Source organism: Pseudomonas helleri (genome assembly GCF_045830615.1).
In the GTDB taxonomy this organism is placed as follows: domain Bacteria; phylum Pseudomonadota; class Gammaproteobacteria; order Pseudomonadales; family Pseudomonadaceae; genus Aquipseudomonas; species Aquipseudomonas helleri.
This window is the reverse complement of the sequence record NZ_CP174501.1, coordinates 5,540,015-5,556,435: the sequence shown is the minus strand read 5'-3', so window position 1 is coordinate 5,556,435 and position 16,421 is coordinate 5,540,015. Positions and strand designations below refer to the sequence as shown.

The 16,421-nt window shown below is 56.3% G+C and carries 14 protein-coding genes; 8 read left to right on the top strand and 6 right to left on the bottom strand.

Going from position 1 to position 16,421, the window contains the following annotated elements:
- Window positions 1–4 precede the first annotated feature (4 nt).
- Window positions 5–544, top strand: a complete 540-nt coding sequence (gene gmhB, locus ACJJU9_RS25015; protein ID WP_407731035.1) for a D-glycero-beta-D-manno-heptose 1,7-bisphosphate 7-phosphatase — start codon at window positions 5–7, stop codon at window positions 542–544.
- A 77-nt stretch (window positions 545–621) separates the two neighbouring features.
- Complete coding sequence (locus ACJJU9_RS25010) at window positions 622–1,392, top strand: 1-acyl-sn-glycerol-3-phosphate acyltransferase (RefSeq protein WP_153375994.1); 771 nt, start codon at window positions 622–624, stop codon at window positions 1,390–1,392.
- Window positions 1,393–1,641: 249 nt separating this feature from the next.
- On the opposite strand, the gene ACJJU9_RS25005 is transcribed toward ACJJU9_RS25010, so the two are convergent.
- Together ACJJU9_RS25005 and ACJJU9_RS25000 are read right to left on the bottom strand one after the other, a co-directional pair.
- Window positions 1,642–3,267 (bottom strand): MFS transporter, encoded by a 1,626-nt coding sequence (locus ACJJU9_RS25005; RefSeq protein WP_048373597.1) that lies wholly within the window; start codon window positions 3,265–3,267, stop codon window positions 1,642–1,644.
- A gap of 90 nt (window positions 3,268–3,357) precedes the next feature.
- On the bottom strand, window positions 3,358–5,019 hold the full coding sequence (locus ACJJU9_RS25000; protein WP_407729768.1) for a GMC family oxidoreductase: 1,662 nt from the start codon (window positions 5,017–5,019) through the stop codon (window positions 3,358–3,360).
- 135 nt (window positions 5,020–5,154) lie between these two features.
- Between ACJJU9_RS25000 and ACJJU9_RS24995 the strand changes: the two genes are divergently transcribed.
- Complete coding sequence (locus ACJJU9_RS24995) at window positions 5,155–6,042, top strand: LysR family transcriptional regulator (protein ID WP_048388193.1); 888 nt, start codon at window positions 5,155–5,157, stop codon at window positions 6,040–6,042.
- Window positions 6,043–6,242: 200 nt separating this feature from the next.
- A complete protein-coding gene (gene dinD, locus ACJJU9_RS24990) occupies window positions 6,243–7,067 on the top strand; it encodes a DNA damage-inducible protein D (protein WP_407729767.1) in 825 nt (274 codons plus the stop codon).
- A gap of 66 nt (window positions 7,068–7,133) precedes the next feature.
- Here the strand turns inward: dinD and gyrB are convergent, their stop codons facing one another.
- Genes gyrB through dnaA form a run of 4 tightly spaced genes read right to left on the bottom strand, consistent with a single transcriptional unit; the run spans window position 7,134 to window position 13,341 of the window.
- Window positions 7,134–9,551 carry a DNA topoisomerase (ATP-hydrolyzing) subunit B gene (gyrB, locus tag ACJJU9_RS24985; protein ID WP_048373585.1) on the bottom strand — a complete coding sequence of 806 codons (2,418 nt, stop codon included), beginning with the start codon at window positions 9,549–9,551 and terminating at the stop codon, window positions 7,134–7,136.
- Window positions 9,552–9,556: 5 nt separating this feature from the next.
- A complete protein-coding gene (gene recF, locus ACJJU9_RS24980; RefSeq protein WP_153350934.1) occupies window positions 9,557–10,660 on the bottom strand; it encodes a DNA replication/repair protein RecF in 1,104 nt (367 codons plus the stop codon).
- 21 nt (window positions 10,661–10,681) lie between these two features.
- Window positions 10,682–11,785, bottom strand: coding sequence for a DNA polymerase III subunit beta (gene dnaN / locus ACJJU9_RS24975; RefSeq protein WP_048373581.1), 1,104 nt, complete (start codon window positions 11,783–11,785; stop codon window positions 10,682–10,684).
- A gap of 38 nt (window positions 11,786–11,823) precedes the next feature.
- The gene (dnaA, locus tag ACJJU9_RS24970; protein ID WP_048373579.1) at window positions 11,824–13,341 is read right to left on the bottom strand and encodes a chromosomal replication initiator protein DnaA; all 1,518 of its coding nucleotides are present in this window, start codon (window positions 13,339–13,341) and stop codon (window positions 11,824–11,826) included.
- A 563-nt stretch (window positions 13,342–13,904) separates the two neighbouring features.
- Between dnaA and rpmH the strand changes: the two genes are divergently transcribed.
- Genes rpmH through yidC form a run of 4 tightly spaced genes read left to right on the top strand, consistent with a single transcriptional unit; the run spans window position 13,905 to window position 16,382 of the window.
- Window positions 13,905–14,039, top strand: a complete 135-nt coding sequence (gene rpmH / locus ACJJU9_RS24965) for a 50S ribosomal protein L34 (RefSeq protein ID WP_003213577.1) — start codon at window positions 13,905–13,907, stop codon at window positions 14,037–14,039.
- A 16-nt stretch (window positions 14,040–14,055) separates the two neighbouring features.
- Window positions 14,056–14,457 (top strand): ribonuclease P protein component, encoded by a 402-nt coding sequence (gene rnpA, locus ACJJU9_RS24960; protein WP_206540848.1) that lies wholly within the window; start codon window positions 14,056–14,058, stop codon window positions 14,455–14,457.
- Window positions 14,450–14,683: a membrane protein insertion efficiency factor YidD gene (yidD, locus tag ACJJU9_RS24955; RefSeq protein ID WP_082148803.1), complete on the top strand. Its 234-nt coding sequence runs from the start codon at window positions 14,450–14,452 to the stop codon at window positions 14,681–14,683. Before rnpA ends, yidD begins: the two co-directional genes overlap by 8 nt.
- A 13-nt stretch (window positions 14,684–14,696) precedes the next feature.
- Entirely contained in the window at window positions 14,697–16,382 is a 1,686-nt protein-coding gene (gene yidC, locus ACJJU9_RS24950) for a membrane protein insertase YidC (RefSeq protein ID WP_048388195.1), read from the top strand.
- Window positions 16,383–16,421 lie beyond the last annotated feature (39 nt).

Genomic DNA, 16,421 nt, shown 5'->3' with positions numbered 1-16,421 from the left:
GGGGCTGGTGTTGAAACTGCTGATTCTCGATCGGGACGGTGTCATCAACCAGGACTCCGACGCTTACATCAAGTCTGTCGAGGAGTGGATCCCGCTCCCCGGCGCGATTGAGGCGATTGCGCAGTTGAGCAAAGCGGGCTGGACGGTTGCCGTGGCAACCAACCAGTCCGGCATTGCCCGCGGCTATTACGACCTCGCCACGCTGGACGCCATGCACGCACGCCTGCGCGCGTTGGTGGCCGAACAGGGTGGCGAGCTTGGGCTGGTGGTGTATTGCCCTCACGGGCCCAATGAAGGCTGCGCATGCCGCAAGCCAAAGCCGGGCATGTTGCACACAATCGCCGAACATTACGGTGCAGATCTGACCGAATGCTGGTTTGTGGGTGACAGCTTGAGTGACTTACAGGCCGCAAAGGCCGTCGATTCACAGCCCGTATTGGTAAAAACCGGAAAAGGCCTACAAACTTTGGCCAAAGAATTACCGGACAGTACTCTAATATTTGACGATCTGGCGGCAGTTGCCGCCGAACTTATCCACAAATAGGGCAGGTTTGAACACGCGCCGGCATTCTGTGCACAGGCCTGTTCAGTCATGCCTTATCCGCAACGGTAAAAGCCGCTATGTCGATACTGCAGGCCATCAGAACTTTCTTCTTTTACCTGCTGCTGGGCACCAGTTCTCTGCTGTGGTGTTCACTGAGTTTTTTTGTCGCACCCTTTTTGTCGTTTCCTGCGCGTTATCGCTTTATCAACGTGTACTGGTGCCGCTGCGCGTTGTGGCTGACGCGGGTGTTTCTGGGCATCAACGTCAAGGTCACCGGGGCAGAACACATCCCTGAACGCCCGTGCGTGATTCTGGCCAACCACCAAAGTACCTGGGAGACGTTTTTTCTCTCGGCCTACTTTCAGCCGTTGAGCCAGGTGCTCAAGCGCGAACTGCTGTACGTGCCGTTTTTTGGCTGGGCGATGGCAATGCTGCGCCCGATTGCGATTGACCGGGACAACCCGAAAGCGGCGCTCAAAGACATCGCCAAAAAAGGTGATGAGCTGCTCAAGGACAACATCTGGGTGCTGATTTTTCCTGAGGGCACGCGTGTGCCTTACGGTCAGGTCGGCAAGTTCTCCCGCGGCGGTACCGCGCTGGCGGTGAATGCCGAGTTGCCGGTGCTGCCGATTGCCCACAACGCGGGCAAGTTCTGGCCTAAGACTGGTTGGGCCAAGCGCCCCGGCACTATTGAAGTGGTCATTGGTGAGCCGATGTACGCCAACGGCAGCGGCCCACGGGCGATTGCCGAGCTCAATGAGCGGGTACAAACATGGAATGAAGACGCTCAACGGGCCATGGGCTCCTTGCCACCGGTGGCGATGCAAACCGAAACAGCGGTGAACTGAGCGAAGTGTGGATAACGTGTGCACAAGTTTTGGATTTCTTTTGAAATACAGTCATAACTCGATGATTTATATGCTTATTTCTCGGTATGACTTTTGAACAGAAAACGTGCATAAGTTTTTCTAACGCCTAAAAAAACCGACCTTTTGGTCGGTTTTTTTTGCTTTCATTTCTGTAGGAGCGAGCTTGCCTCGCGATCTTTTGATCTTTTTAAAAGATCGCGAGGCAAGCTCGCTCCTACAGTTATTTCGTTAAACCTTATCGATATTCACGTGCCGGGTTTCTTTGAGGAACAGCATCCCCACCACGAAGCTGACGCCGGTGATGACGATCGGGTACCACAGCCCGTAGAAAATATCCCCGGTATACACCACCAGCGCAAACGACACGGTCGGCAGGAACCCGCCAAACCAGCCGTTACCTATGTGGTAGGGCAGGGACATCGAGGTGTAGCGGATCCGCGTCGGGAACAGCTCAACCATCACCGCCGCGAGCGGGCCGTAGGTCATGGTGGCGATGAGCGTCAGCACCACCATGATCAAGACCACCATCGGCTGGTTCACGGTGCTTGGGTCGGCCTTGGCCGGGTAGCCCGCGGCGGCCACGCTTTCGCGCAGGGCAGCTTCGTTAAAGCCGATGATCTTTTGCTCACCCACGGTCACCAGTACGTCGGCACCGGTCGGGGCAGACTGCGAGACGTAAGGCAGGCCTTGTTTGACCAGGAAGGTTTTGACCTTGTCGCACGGGCTGTCAAAACGTGCTTTACCCACAGGGTCAAACTGGAAGGTGCAGGTGGCCGGGTCAGCAGTGACCACAATCGGTGACTGGCGGCTGGCGGTGTCGATCTGCGGGTTGGCGTAATGGCTCAGAGCTTTGAACAGCGGGAAGTACAGCAGCGTGGCCAGCAACAGGCCGAGCATCAAAATCGGCTTGCGCCCGACTTTATCCGACAGCCAACCAAAGAAGATGAAGAACGGCGCGCCGATGACCACGCTGATAATCAGCAGCATGTTGGCCTGGGCCGGGTCCATCTTGAGCATTTGCGTGAGGAAGAACAGCACATAGAACTGCGCCGCATAGAAGGTCACCGCCTGGCCTGCGTTGATGCCGAACAGGGCGATGAGGACGATTTTCAGGTTTTCCCATTTGCCGAACGATTCACGGATCGGCGATTTACTGGTTTTACCTTCGGCCTTCATTTTTGCGAAGGCAGGCGACTCATGCATGCTCATGCGGATCCAGGTCGAGATGCCCAGCAGCACGATGGACAGCAGGAACGGCAAGCGCCAGCCCCACACTTCAAACTGATCGCCGGTCAGGTAGCGGCAACTCAGCACCACCAGCAGCGACAGCAGCAGGCCCAAGGTGGCGGTGGACTGAATCCAGCTGGTGTTGAAACCACGCTTGCCGGGAGCGGCGTGTTCGGCCACATAGGTCGCCGCACCGCCATATTCGCCGCCCAGCGCCAGGCCCTGGAGCATGCGCAACAGCACCAGCATGATCGGCGCTGCAATGCCGATGCTGGTGTAGGTGGGTAGCAGGCCGACCGCAAAGGTCGACAAGCCCATCAGAACGATGGTCATGAGGAAGGTGTACTTTCGCCCGATCATGTCGCCCAGGCGACCAAACACCAAGGCCCCGAACGGTCTCACCAAGAAGCCGGCGGCGAAGGCCATCAAGGCAAAAATAAACGCGGTGGTGTCGTTAACCCCTGAAAAGAACTGCTTGCTCAGGACGGTCGCCAGCGCGCCATACAAGAAAAAGTCATACCACTCGAACACCGTCCCGAGGGATGACGCGAAGATGATCTTTCGTTCTTCACGGCCAGTCGTCCCCTTGGCGGGGGCTGCTGCCGATTGTGCAATTGAGTCCGACATATTCAATGTCCTCGGCCCTATGGGCCACAGTGATTATTGTTGTTGTCCACTGTCGGTTTCGGATGACTGCGACCGAAACCACGATCGCTGTCAGGCGACCGGTACTGCTGCAGTACGGCTGATACCTGCGTCTATCTCCAGTGCGTTAGAGGGGGTTGCGAGAATCAATTGAGCGGCCTTTTCGCCAATCATCAGCGTAGGCGAACAGGTATTACCCGAGACAATGGTCGGCATGATGGACGCGTCTGCGACCCGCAAGCCGGCGATGCCATGCACCCGCAGTTCGGCATCGACCACGGCTTCAGCGTCTTGCCCCATGCGGCAGGTGCCGACCGGGTGAAAGATCGTCGTGCCGATTTTGGCGGCTGCTTCGTGCAGTTCCTGTTCGGTTTGCAGGGCGGCGCCGGGCAGGTACTCCTCGGGGCTGAACGTGTGCAGGGCGGAGCTGGCGACGATGCGCCGGGTGAGGCGGATCGCATCGGCGGCGACTTTCAGGTCGTCGGGATGGCTCAGGTAGTTGGGATCGATCAAGGGCGCGTCGTCCGGGTTGGCCGAGCGGATATCGACCCGGCCACGGCTTTTAGGCCGCAGGTTGCACACCGACGCGGTAAACGCCGGGAAGGTGTGCAGCGGCTCTCCAAAGCGCTCCAGCGACAGCGGCTGGACGTGGTACTGCAAATTCGCCGAGGGTTGATCCGGATCGGACTTAACGAAGGCGCCCAACTGGCTTGGGGCCATGGCCAGCGGACCACTGCGGTCGTAGGCATAACGCAGGCCCATGCCGACTTTGCCCCACAGGCTGTTGGCCACTTGGTTGAGGGTGCGGGCGTTGCTCAGTTTGAAAATCAGGCGCAGTTGCAGGTGGTCTTGCAGGTTGCCGCCGACACCCGGCAGCTCGTACTGCACGGTTATCCCCAGGCTCTCCAGCAATGGCCGCGGGCCGATGCCCGAGCGCTGCAAAATCCCCGGCGAGCCAATCGAGCCCGCGCTCAAGATGATTTCGCGGCGTGCGCTAAAAGTGTGATCCGCGCCTTGCCAGCGGGCCTTCACCTGCGTGGCGCGGTTGTTTTCCAGCAGCACTTTATCGACCTGCACGCCGGTCAGGACGGTCAGGTTGGGACGCTTGAGCACGGGGCGGATAAACGCTTTGGAGGCATTCCAGCGCACACCGGCGCGCTGGTTCACTTGAAAGTATCCACAGCCCTGATTGTCGCCGCCGTTGAAGTCATTGACGCTGGCGATGCCGTTTTGCGCAGCCGCGTCGCGGAAGGCATCCAGAATCGTCCAGGAATAACGCTGCTGCTCAACCCGCCACTCGCCCTCGGCGCCGTGCAGCGCGGAGTTCCCGGCATAGTGTTTTTCGCTGCGTTTGAACAGCGGCAGCACGTCTTGCCAGGCCCAGCCCTTATTGCCCATGGCTGCCCAGCGGTCGTAATCACCGGCCTGACCACGCATGTAGATCATGCCGTTAATCGAAGAGCTACCGCCCAACACCTTACCGCGCGGATAACTCAGGCTGCGGCCTTGCAAGCCGGGCTGGGCTTCGGTTTTAAAACACCAGTCGGTGCGCGGGTTACCAATGCAATAGAGGTAGCCCACAGGAATATGGATCCACGGGTAGTTGTCTTGCCCACCCGCTTCGAGCAGCAACACGTTGTGCTTGGGATCGGCAGACAGCCGATTCGCCAACACCGACCCCGCTGGCCCGGCGCCCACCACAATGTAGTCGTAGATCTGATTGGCTGATGGCATGTTGCACCTCGCCTGTTTATTTTTTGTTCTTGTCGTTCTCCATCCTATTGATTAATTTCGAGTTGAAAACGCGTGATTTCACCCATGGCTTGTGCGTTTTTGCACAGCTCAAATGACCGGGCACGAGGGACGACGATGTTCGACTGGAATGACATGCGCTACTTTCTGGAGCTTCAGCGCAGCGGGCGCCTGCTCACGGCTGCCAAGCGTCTCAATACCACCCACAGCACCGTGGCGCGGCACATTGAGCACATTGAGCAACACCTGGGCACGGCGCTGTTTGTGCAGCATGCCCAAGGCTACCAACTGACCCCGGCCGGGCAGGCGCTGCTCAAACACGCCGAAGCGATGGAAAACGTCGCCCTGCTGGCCCAGGAAGAAATCACCCAGGCCATCACCCCATTGGGCAAAATCCGCCTGGGCGTGACCGAAGGCATCGGCATCATGTTCCTCACCTCACGCTTGCGCGGGCTGTTCGAACGCTACCCAGGACTGGAAGTTGAACTGGTCGCCGTGCCGCGCTTTGTCAGCATCCTCAACCGCGAAGCGGAAATCAGCGTGCACCTCGACCGGCCCCACGCCGACCTGTTGATCACCCGCAAACTCACCGACTACCGCCTGGCGCTGTACGCCAGCCGCGACTACCTCGACAAAGCGCCAGCCCTGAACCACCGCGACGACCTGGCCAACCACTTCTGGATCGGCTACGTCGACGACCTGTTGTTCAGCGAAGAACTGCTGTTTATCAACCACTTCTGCCGCAACCCGACCGTGACCTTCCGCAGCACCAGCGTCATCGCCCAACAACAAGCCGCCCGCGCCGGGCTAGGCATCGCCGTACTGCCCAACTACATGGCCAGCCAAGACCCTGAATTGGTGCGCGTACTGCCCGAAGAGTCAGTGCAACGCAGCTACTGGATCAGCACCCGGCGCGAATTGCACAAATCAGTGAGGCTGCGGGTGGTGTGGGATTTTTTGCTGGAGCTGTGCAGGGAAGAGCAGGGGGTTTTGTTGGAGGATTAGGGGAGAGATAAATAGGTTGGGATTTTTAATTATTAGCTGGTTTTTCAGTGCTTGTTGAAACATCACTTGAGTGTAAAGCTCAGTCCAATCGCCTTACGAGGTGATGATATCTACTCGCTTCAAAATGGCTGAGTCCTTAGGGAATAAGTATTGAGGTGGGTGTCAGTTGCTACGGTAACGCGAAAGAGTGAGGAGACTTCATGATTAATGAGCAGCATCAGTCTTTTGAGGGGCTTAAGCAGTACTCAGAAGATAATGTTGAATACTGGTCTGCCCGTGACCTTGCTCCATTATTGGAATACCGTGATTGGCGCAATTTTGAAAATGTCATCAAAAAAGCGATGCATGCCTGTAAAGCCAGCCAACGCCATGTTGAAGACCATTTTGTTGAAGCCACCAAAATGGTCACGTTGGGCTCTGATTCCAAACGGAAACTGGATGATGTGCACCTCTCGCGTTACGCCTGCTATCTGGTAGTACAGAACGGTGATCCAACAAAAACCGTCATTGCTGCTGGCCAGACTTACTTTGCCATCCAAACTCGCCGTCAAGAACTGGCCGATGACGCCACATTTCAAAAGCTTAAGGACGATCAAAAGCGCTTATTGCTGCGCAATGAATTACGGGAGCACAACAAACAGCTAGTCGAAACTGCCCAACTGGCTGGAGTGGAAACTGGACTCGATTTTGCCATCTTCCAGAATCATGGATACCAAGGTCTTTATGGAGGGCTAGACCAGAAAGCCATCCACGAAAATAAACACCTGAAAAAGAGCCAGAAAATTCTGGACCACATGGGATCAACTGAACTGGCAGCCAATCTGTTCCGCGCTACACAGGCCGAAGAGAAACTGCGGCGTGATCGCGTTCAGGGAAAACTACAAGCTAACCAAGTTCATTTCGAGGTAGGTCGAAAGGTTCGGGAAACTATTGCCGATCTGGGAGGTACGATGCCTGAAGATCTCCCAGTTCCTGAGAACAGCATCAAACAAATCGAGTCAGCAGCCAAGAAATCGAATGATTAGCCCTCGAACAATAAAAAAAGGCCAACGCTAAAACGTTGGCCTTTTTTTGTATTGCGCGTTACACCATCAGAAGTCCAGGTTGGACACGGCCAGTGCGTTGCTCTCGATGAAGTCACGGCGGGGTTCTACCGCGTCGCCCATCAAGGTGTTGAAGATCTGATCGGCGCCAATCGCGTCTTCAATGGTGACTTTCAGCATGCGGCGCACGCTTGGGTCCATGGTGGTTTCCCAGAGTTGGTCCGGGTTCATTTCGCCCAGCCCTTTGTAGCGCTGGATGGTGTGGCGCTTGGTGCTTTCGGCCATCAGCCAGTCCAGAGCTTCTTTGAACTCGGTGACTTGTTTACGACGCTCGCCACGCTGGATGTAAGCACCGTCGTCGAGCAGGGTGCTCAACTGGGCGCCCAGGGTCACAACGGTTTTGTAGTCGTTGCTGCCGAAGAAGTCGCGGTTGAAGGTGATGAAGGTCGAGTGGCCGTGGGAGATCAGCTCGACTTCTGGCAACCAGACATTGCGCTCGCGGTCTTCACGCAGGCTGGCTTTGTACACCAGACCAGACTTCTCAACCAGACGCAGACGCTCTTCGAACTTGGCCATCCAGGCTTGCATGGCAGCATGGTCGCCCAACTGTTCAAGGGTGACGGCCGGCAGGTAGATGAAGTGCTCGGTCAGCTCCTGTGGGTACAGGCGCGACAGACGCTTGAGGGTCTTCATAACCATGCGGAAGTCGTACACCAGACGCTCCAGCGCTTCACCGGAGATGCCTGGGGCGTCTTCGTTGAGGTGCAGGCTGGCGTCTTCAAGGGCCGACTGGGTCATGTATTCTTCCATGGCGTCGTCGTCTTTAATGTACTGCTCTTGCTTGCCCTTTTTCACTTTGTACAACGGCGGCTGGGCGATGTAGATGTAGCCACGCTCGATCAGCTCCGGCAACTGACGGAAGAAGAAGGTCAGCAGCAGGGTACGGATGTGCGAACCGTCGACGTCAGCATCGGTCATGATGATGATGTTGTGATAGCGCAGTTTGTCGATGTTGTACTCTTCACGACCAATGCCGCAGCCCAGTGCGGTGATCAAGGTGCCGACTTCTTGCGAAGAGATCATCTTGTCGAAACGGGCTTTCTCAACGTTGAGGATTTTACCCTTCAACGGCAGGATGGCTTGGGTGCGGCGGTTACGTCCCTGCTTGGCGGAGCCGCCAGCAGAGTCACCTTCCACGAGGTACAGTTCGGACAGCGCCGGGTCTTTTTCCTGGCAGTCGGCCAGTTTGCCCGGCAAGCCTGCGATGTCCAGCGCGCCTTTACGGCGGGTCATCTCACGGGCTTTACGCGCCGCTTCACGGGCACGCGCTGCGTCGATCATTTTGCCGACGATCAGCTTGGCTTCGTTCGGGTTTTCCAACAGGAAGTCGGAGAAGAACTTGCCCATTTCCTGTTCGACCGCGGTCTTCACTTCAGAAGACACCAGCTTGTCTTTGGTCTGGGAGCTGAACTTGGGGTCCGGAACCTTCACCGAGATAATCGCGGTCAGGCCTTCACGGGCGTCGTCACCGGTGGTGGCGACCTTGTGCTTCTTGGCCAGGCCCTCAGCTTCGATGTAGGTGTTGAGGTTACGCGTCAGGGCAGAGCGGAAGCCCACTAGGTGCGTACCGCCATCGCGCTGCGGAATGTTGTTGGTGAAGCACAACAGGTTCTCGTTGAAGCTGTCGTTCCACTGCAAGGCGACCTCTACACCAATGCCATCTTCACGCTGCACATTGAAGTGGAAGACCTGGTTAACCGTGGTTTTGTTGGTGTTCAGGTAGTCAACAAACGCACGCAGACCGCCTTCGTACTTGAACAGCTCTTCTTTGCCGGAGCGCTCGTCCTTGAGGACGATACCCACGCCGGAGTTCAGGAAGGACAGTTCACGAATACGCTTGGCCAGGATGTCCCAGCTGAAGTGAATGTTCTTGAAGGTCTCGGCAGACGGTTTGAAGTGAATCTGAGTACCGGTGGTGTCGCTTTCGCCAACGATGGCCATAGGTGCCTGAGGCACGCCGTGGACGTAGGTCTGTTCCCAAATCTTGCCGCTGCGACGTACTGTCAGTACCAGCAATTCGGACAGGGCGTTTACTACCGACACACCTACACCGTGCAAGCCGCCGGATACTTTGTAGGAGTTGTCATCGAACTTACCGCCAGCGTGCAGCACGGTCATGATGACCTCGGCTGCTGATACGCCTTCTTCTTTGTGCACATCAACCGGGATGCCGCGGCCGTTATCGCGCACGGTAATGGATTCATCCGGGTGGATGGTAATGGTGATGTCGTCGCAATGGCCAGCCAGCGCTTCGTCGATGGAGTTGTCGACGACTTCGAACACCATGTGGTGCAGGCCGCTGCCATCGTCAGTATCACCAATGTACATACCGGGACGTTTGCGTACGGCATCCAGGCCTTTCAGCACTTTAATGCTCGTTGAGTCGTACGTATTTTCTTCGCTCAATGCCTTCACTCCCGATGGTCGTGGGTCTGGGTGATACAGCCCTGTTCCACGTGGAACAGGGCAACTGGCGTTTCCGTCTGCCAGCCTTCCCTCATAAATTCGTGGTCTACACAGGTGATAAAAACCTGGCAGCGTAAGTCTTCCAACAAGCGACACAGTGCGTTGCGATGCTGCTCATCCAGTTCGGACGGCAAGTCATCCACCAGATAAATACATTGGCCACGCCGGGCTTGGCTCACCAAATGCCCTTGGGCAATGCGCAATGCACAGACCACCAACTTCTGCTGACCACGTGACAGGATGTCTGCCGCGTTATTGGCACCTAGTTTGAGGCGCAAATCAGCTCGTTGTGGCCCGGCCTGGGTATGCCCCATTTGCTGGTCCCGGTGGACAGACGCAGCGAGTACAGCACTCAGCTCTCGGTCTTTGTCCCAGCCACGGTAATAACTCAGCGTTAAGCCTTCGAGTTCAAGCAACTCACTTAAGGTCTGCTCAAAGACAGGTTTTAAGGCCTTGATATAAGCGCGGCGGTATTCATCAATTTCAGCACTGGCCAGACACAGTTCCCGGTCCCAGGCCGCTTGTGAAACGGCGTCGAGTGTACCATGCCGCAGCCATGAGTTCCGCTGCCGCAGGGCCTTCTGTAGCCGCTGCCAGGTCGACATAAAGCGCGGCTCCACATGGAACACCCCCCAGTCGAGAAACTGCCTACGGATCTTTGGGGCGCCTTCCAGTAGACGGAAGCTGTCAGGGTTGATCAATTGCAGGGGCAGGATCTCGGCCAACTGCGCGGCACTGCGCGCATTTTGACCGTCGATCCGAATCTGGAACTCCCCATTCCGGTCCCGCGAAATACCCAATGCACTGTGCCCACCTTCGGCCAGTTCGACCTGGCCAAACACGGTACAGCTTTGCAGTTCATGCTGAATGACCGGCGTTAGCCGAACACTGCGAAACGAACGGGCAAGCCCCAGTAAATGGACCGCTTCCAGCACACTGGTTTTTCCGCTGCCGTTGGCGCCATACAGGATATTGATGCGGGGGGAGGGGGAGAAGGTCACCGGGTGCAGGTTACGCACACCGGTGACAGAGACGCGACTAAGGGACATCTAGCGTGGGCTGTGCATAAGTTACAGGCGCATCGGCATAACAACGTAGGCCGAGTCGTCGTTGTCCGACTCTTGCACCAAGGCGCTGCTGTTGGAGTCCGACAGGATCAAACGCACTTGTTCAGTGGTCATCACGCCTAGCACGTCCAGCAGGTAGCTCACGTTGAAACCGATTTCGAGCGAGCCGCCGTTGTAATCAACGCCCACTTCTTCTTCCGCTTCTTCCTGCTCCGGGTTGTTGGCCTGGATCTTCAATTGGCCATTAGCCAGTTGCAGACGAATACCGCGGTACTTCTCGTTGGACAGAATGGCGGTACGGCTGAACGCTTCACGCAGGGCCTGACGGTCACCGATCACCACCTTGTCACCGCCTTTAGGCAGTACACGCTCGTAATCCGGGAACTTGCCGTCTACCAGCTTGGAGGTGAAGGTGAACTCGCCGGTGGTCGCACGGATGTGGTGTGCGCCCAACACGATGCTGACTTCGCCGTCCGGTTCGGTCAGCAAACGCGCCATTTCGAGGATGCCTTTACGCGGCACGATCACTTGATGGCGATCTGGCTGGCCAATGTCGGCTTTCATCGAGCACATGGCCAGACGGTGACCGTCGGTAGCCACTGCGCGAATGATGCCGGCCGAAACTTCCAGCAACATGCCGTTGAGGTAGTAACGAACGTCCTGCTGGGCCATGGCAAAGCTGGTGCGCTCGATCAGACGGCGCAGCTTGCTTTGCTGCAGGCTGCAGGTCAGCGAGCCCGGACCTTCTTCAACGGTCGGGAAGTCATTGGCAGGCAAGGTGGACAGGGTAAAACGGCTACGGCCCGCTTTAACCACCAGCTTTTGATCGTCGAGCTTGATGTCGATCAGGGCGTCGTTGGGCAAGCTTTTGCAGATGTCCATCAGCTTGCGCGCAGGCACGGTGATCTCGCCGGGTTCAGCCGGCTCTTCGAGCTGAACGCGACCGACCAGTTCGACCTCAAGGTCGGTACCGGTCAGCGACAGTTGCTGGCCTTCGACAACCAACAGCACGTTGGACAATACCGGCAAGGTCTGGCGGCGTTCTACAACGCCCGCGACCAGTTGCAGGGGTTTCAACAAGGCTTCGCGTTGAATGGTGAAATGCATGGTCTAGTCCCTTGCCTTAATAAGCTGCGTTGGTGTCATCAGGTTGTCAGGGTTCGCAGCAGGTTCTTGTAGTCCTCGCGGATGTCCGCGTCGGATTCCTTGAGTTCGTTGATCTTGCGGCATGCGTGCAAGACCGTGGTGTGGTCGCGGCCACCAAACACATCGCCGATTTCCGGCAGGCTGTGGTTAGTCAGCTCTTTGGACAGTGCCATGGCCACTTGGCGAGGGCGGGCGACCGAGCGTGAACGACGCTTGGACAGCAAGTCCGAAATTTTGATCTTGTAGTACTCAGCCACAGTACGCTGAATGTTATCCACAGAGACCAGTTTGTCTTGCAGCGCCAGCAAGTCTTTAAGGGACTCGCGAATCAGCTCGATGGTGATGTCGCGGCCCATAAAGTGCGAGTGGGCAATAACCCGCTTGAGCGCGCCTTCGAGCTCACGCACGTTGGAACGAATGCGTTGGGCAATAAAGAAGGCGGCATCGTGGGGCAGGTCGACCTTGGCCTGGTCTGCCTTTTTCATCAGGATCGCAACGCGCGTTTCAAGCTCTGGCGGCTCAACGGCCACGGTCAAACCCCAGCCGAAGCGGGATTTGAGACGCTCTTCGAGCCCTTCGATCTCTTTAGGGTAGCGGTCACTGGTCAGAATTACTTGCTGACCGCCTTCAAGCAAGGCGTTGAAGGTGTGGAAGAACTCTTCCTGAGAACGCTCTTTGCGTGCAAAAAATTGAATGTCATCGATGAGCAGGGCGTCGACCGAACGGTAGAAGCGCTTGAACTCATTGATAGCGTTGAGCTGCAGGGCCTTGACCATGTCGGCTACAAAACGCTCGGAATGCAGGTACACCACCTTGGCATTCGGGTTCTTCTTCAGCAGGTGGTTGCCCACCGCGTGCATCAAGTGCGTTTTACCCAGACCAACGCCGCCATAAAGGAAGAGCGGGTTGTAGCCATGCTTGGGATTGTCGGCCACTTGCCACGCCGCCGCACGGGCCAGTTGGTTGGACTTGCCCTCGACGAAGTTCTCGAAGGTGAACGTGCGGTTCAGGTAGCTGGTGTGCTTGAGCGCGCCTTCAACCTGGACGGTGCGCTGTTCGGCACGGGCTGGCGCCTGTTGCGAACTGGCACCCGCCATCGGGTCGAAGCTGTCACGCGAAGGCTCTTCGCTCGCCTGGTCCGCCTGTTTAGGGGCGGGCGCCGGTGCGGGCGTGGCACTTGCCGGTGCGCTGGGTGCTGGCGCAGGCGCGGCTTGCTGTTGCGAAGCCGCTGCGGCCAATGGCGCATTCGGCGCAGCACGAGGTGCCGAGCTGCGTTTGCTGCCTATTAATAAGGACAGCGCAGGCGCCATGCCATTGCTGTGCTCGTTCAGCAGTTCAAGCAAACGGCTCAGGTACTTCTCGTTAACCCAGTCGAGCACAAAACGATTAGGCGCATACACGCGCAACTCGTCGCCTTCGGCTTCGACCTGTAGTGGACGGATCCAGGTGTTGAATTGCTGGGCAGGCAGCTCATCGCGCAAAAGCTCTACGCACTGCTGCCAAAGTTCCACTGACACGGATATCCCCTAAGTTGAAAGCCGGTGAGGCAAAAACAGGCGCCATTGTAGCGACCACTCGCCCACTTATCCACATGTAGGTTGCCTGCCTATAAGGAGAACGAGGTCTTTTTACTGTTAACAAAGCGACCAATGGTATGTGCATAAGGTCTGTGGATAAGCGGGTCTAAGCTCGTTGCACAAGTGGGGGTGAAACACTGTGCATAACTGGCCTGTGGATAAAGAGGCCTTTCGTACACAGCTTATCCGAGGTCGCAGCACAGGCAGAGCACGGCTTCTTGACAGTGTTGTCATTCTCTGTAGGCCATGATTTTTAAGGGCTGGATCGAGTTATCCACAGATAAGTGGCTCACTAAAGTTAATAAGTTCTTTAAAAAAGCTTTAAATACGCTGTCTTTTTATTTTTATGACTGGCTGAACAAATGCGTGTGCACAACCGTTGGTATCTATTTAGCCGTCAACGTTGGTTGGAAATTGACCTATGGGCCTGCATTCACTAGAATCGCCGGTCTCTTAAAACGGGGGCCATTCCGGCCCGTTGTGGACGAACCAGGTAGCACGACATGAAACGTACTTTCCAACCAAGCACTATCAAACGCGCCCGCACTCACGGTTTCCGTGCTCGCATGGCTACTAAAAACGGCCGTGCAGTCCTGTCGCGTCGCCGCGCCAAAGGCCGTGCGCGTCTGGCAGTTTGATAATCAGACAATGGTGGTGAGTCAGGACTTCAGTCGGGAAAAGCGGTTACTCACTCCCCGACACTTCAAGGCAGTCTTTGACTCCCCCACCGGCAAGGTTCCGGGGAAAAATCTCCTGCTCCTTGCGCGCAGCAACGATCTTGATCACCCCCGTTTGGGGTTAGTGATCGGGAAAAAGAGCGTAAAGCTCTCCGTTCAGCGCAATCGCCTTAAGCGTTTGATGCGTGAATCGTTTCGTCTCCACCAGGATCTACTGGTTGGTTGGGATATCGTTATCGTCGCGCGCAAAGGTTTGGGTGACGTAGAGAACCCCGAATTGATTCAGCATTTCGGCAAACTGTGGAAACGTCTGGCCCGTAACACGCCAGCTCCGTCTGTTAAAACCGAAACTGTAGGGGTAGGCAGTCCTGATGCGTAAACTGGCGCTCGTTCCGATCCAGTTTTACCGTTATGCCATTAGTCCTTTGATGGCAAATCACTGCCGTTTCTACCCCAGTTGTTCCTGCTACGCGTTGGAAGCCATCGAAACTCATGGCGTTCTTCGCGGCGGCTGGCTGACCTTTCGTCGTTTAGGTCGCTGTCACCCGTGGAATCCCGGTGGTTACGACCCGGTTCCACCTATCCCTACCTCCCGTTCTTCTTGATGGCCGAGTAATCATGGATATTAAACGCACGATCCTGATCGTCGCTCTCGCAGTCGTGTCCTACGTTATGGTTCTGAAATGGAACCAGGATTACGGCCAAGCTGCCCTGCCGACTCAGAATGTTGCCGCCAGCAGTAATACCGCGCAGGGTTTGCCTGACTCGGTGCCAGGTAACAACGCTTCGAACAGTGCCGATGTACCCAGTGCCAATGCCGATACCAGCACACCAACAGAAACTCCGGTGGCTGCAAGCAAAGACCTGATCCACGTCAAAACCGACGTACTGGATATTGCAATTGATCCACAGGGTGGTGACGTTGCCCAACTGCGTCTGCCGCTTTATCCACGTCGCCAGGACCACCCGGATGTGCCTTTCCAGCTGTTCGATAACGGCGGTGAGCGTACTTATCTGGCACAAAGTGGCCTGACTGGCGTTGACGGCCCGGATGCACGTGCCGCCGGTCGTCCGGTTTTCAGTGTGGATAAAAAGACCTATGAACTGGCTCCTGGCCAGGATCAATTGGTTGTTGACCTGAAATTCAGCGAAGACGGCGTTAACTACATCAAGCGTTTCACGTTCAAACGTGGCCTGTACGATGTTCAAGTCAGCTATTTGATTGATAACGAGAGTGGCAAGCCGTGGACCGGCAACCTGTTCGCGCAATTGAAACGCGACGCCAGCTCTGATCCTTCTTCCAGCACCGCCACCGGTACTGCCACTTACCTGGGCGCCGCCCTGTGGACAAGTGCAGAACCGTACAAAAAAGTGTCGATGAAAGATATCGACAAGGGTTCGCTGAAAGAAACCGTTCAAGGTGGCTGGGTTGCATGGCTGCAGCACTACTTTGTAACCGCGTGGATCCCGCAGAAAGGCGATAACAACGTCGTTCAGACCCGCAAAGACAATCAAGGCAACTACATCATCGGTTTCACTGGCCCTACCTTGACGGTTGAGCCGGGCAAAACAGGTGAAACCAGCGCTACCTTGTACGCAGGTCCAAAGAGCCAGGGTGTACTCAAAGAGTTGTCCCCAGGCCTGGAGCTGACGGTCGACTACGGCATTCTGTGGTTCATTGCCCAGCCAATCTTCTGGTTGCTGCAACATATCCACAGCCTGGTGGGTAACTGGGGTTGGTCGATTATCTTCCTGACCATGCTGATCAAAGGGATCTTCTTCCCGCTGTCGGCCGCCAGCTACAAATCGATGGCTCGCATGCGCGCTGTGGCACCAAAACTGGCCGCTCTGAAAGAGCAGTTCGGTGATGATCGCCAGAAAATGTCGCAAGCGATGATGGAGCTGTACAAGAAAGAGAAGATCAATCCACTGGGCGGCTGCTTGCCGATCCTGGTGCAGATGCCGGTGTTCCTGTCCTTGTACTGGGTACTTCTGGAAAGTGTTGAAATGCGTCAGGCGCCTTTCATGCTCTGGATTACCGACTTGTCGATTAAAGACCCGTTCTTCATTCTGCCGATCATCATGGGCGCAACCATGTTCATCCAGCAGCGTCTGAACCCGACACCTCCGGATCCGATGCAGGCCAAGGTGATGAAGCTGATGCCAATCATCTTCACCTTCTTCTTCCTGTGGTTCCCGGCTGGTCTGGTGCTGTACTGGGTTGTGAACAACTGCCTGTCCATCGCTCAACAGTGGTACATCACACGTAAGATCGAAGCCGCTACCAAAAAAGCAGCTGCTTAACTTACTCTGTTGATCACCACTCAAAACGCCCCCTAGTGG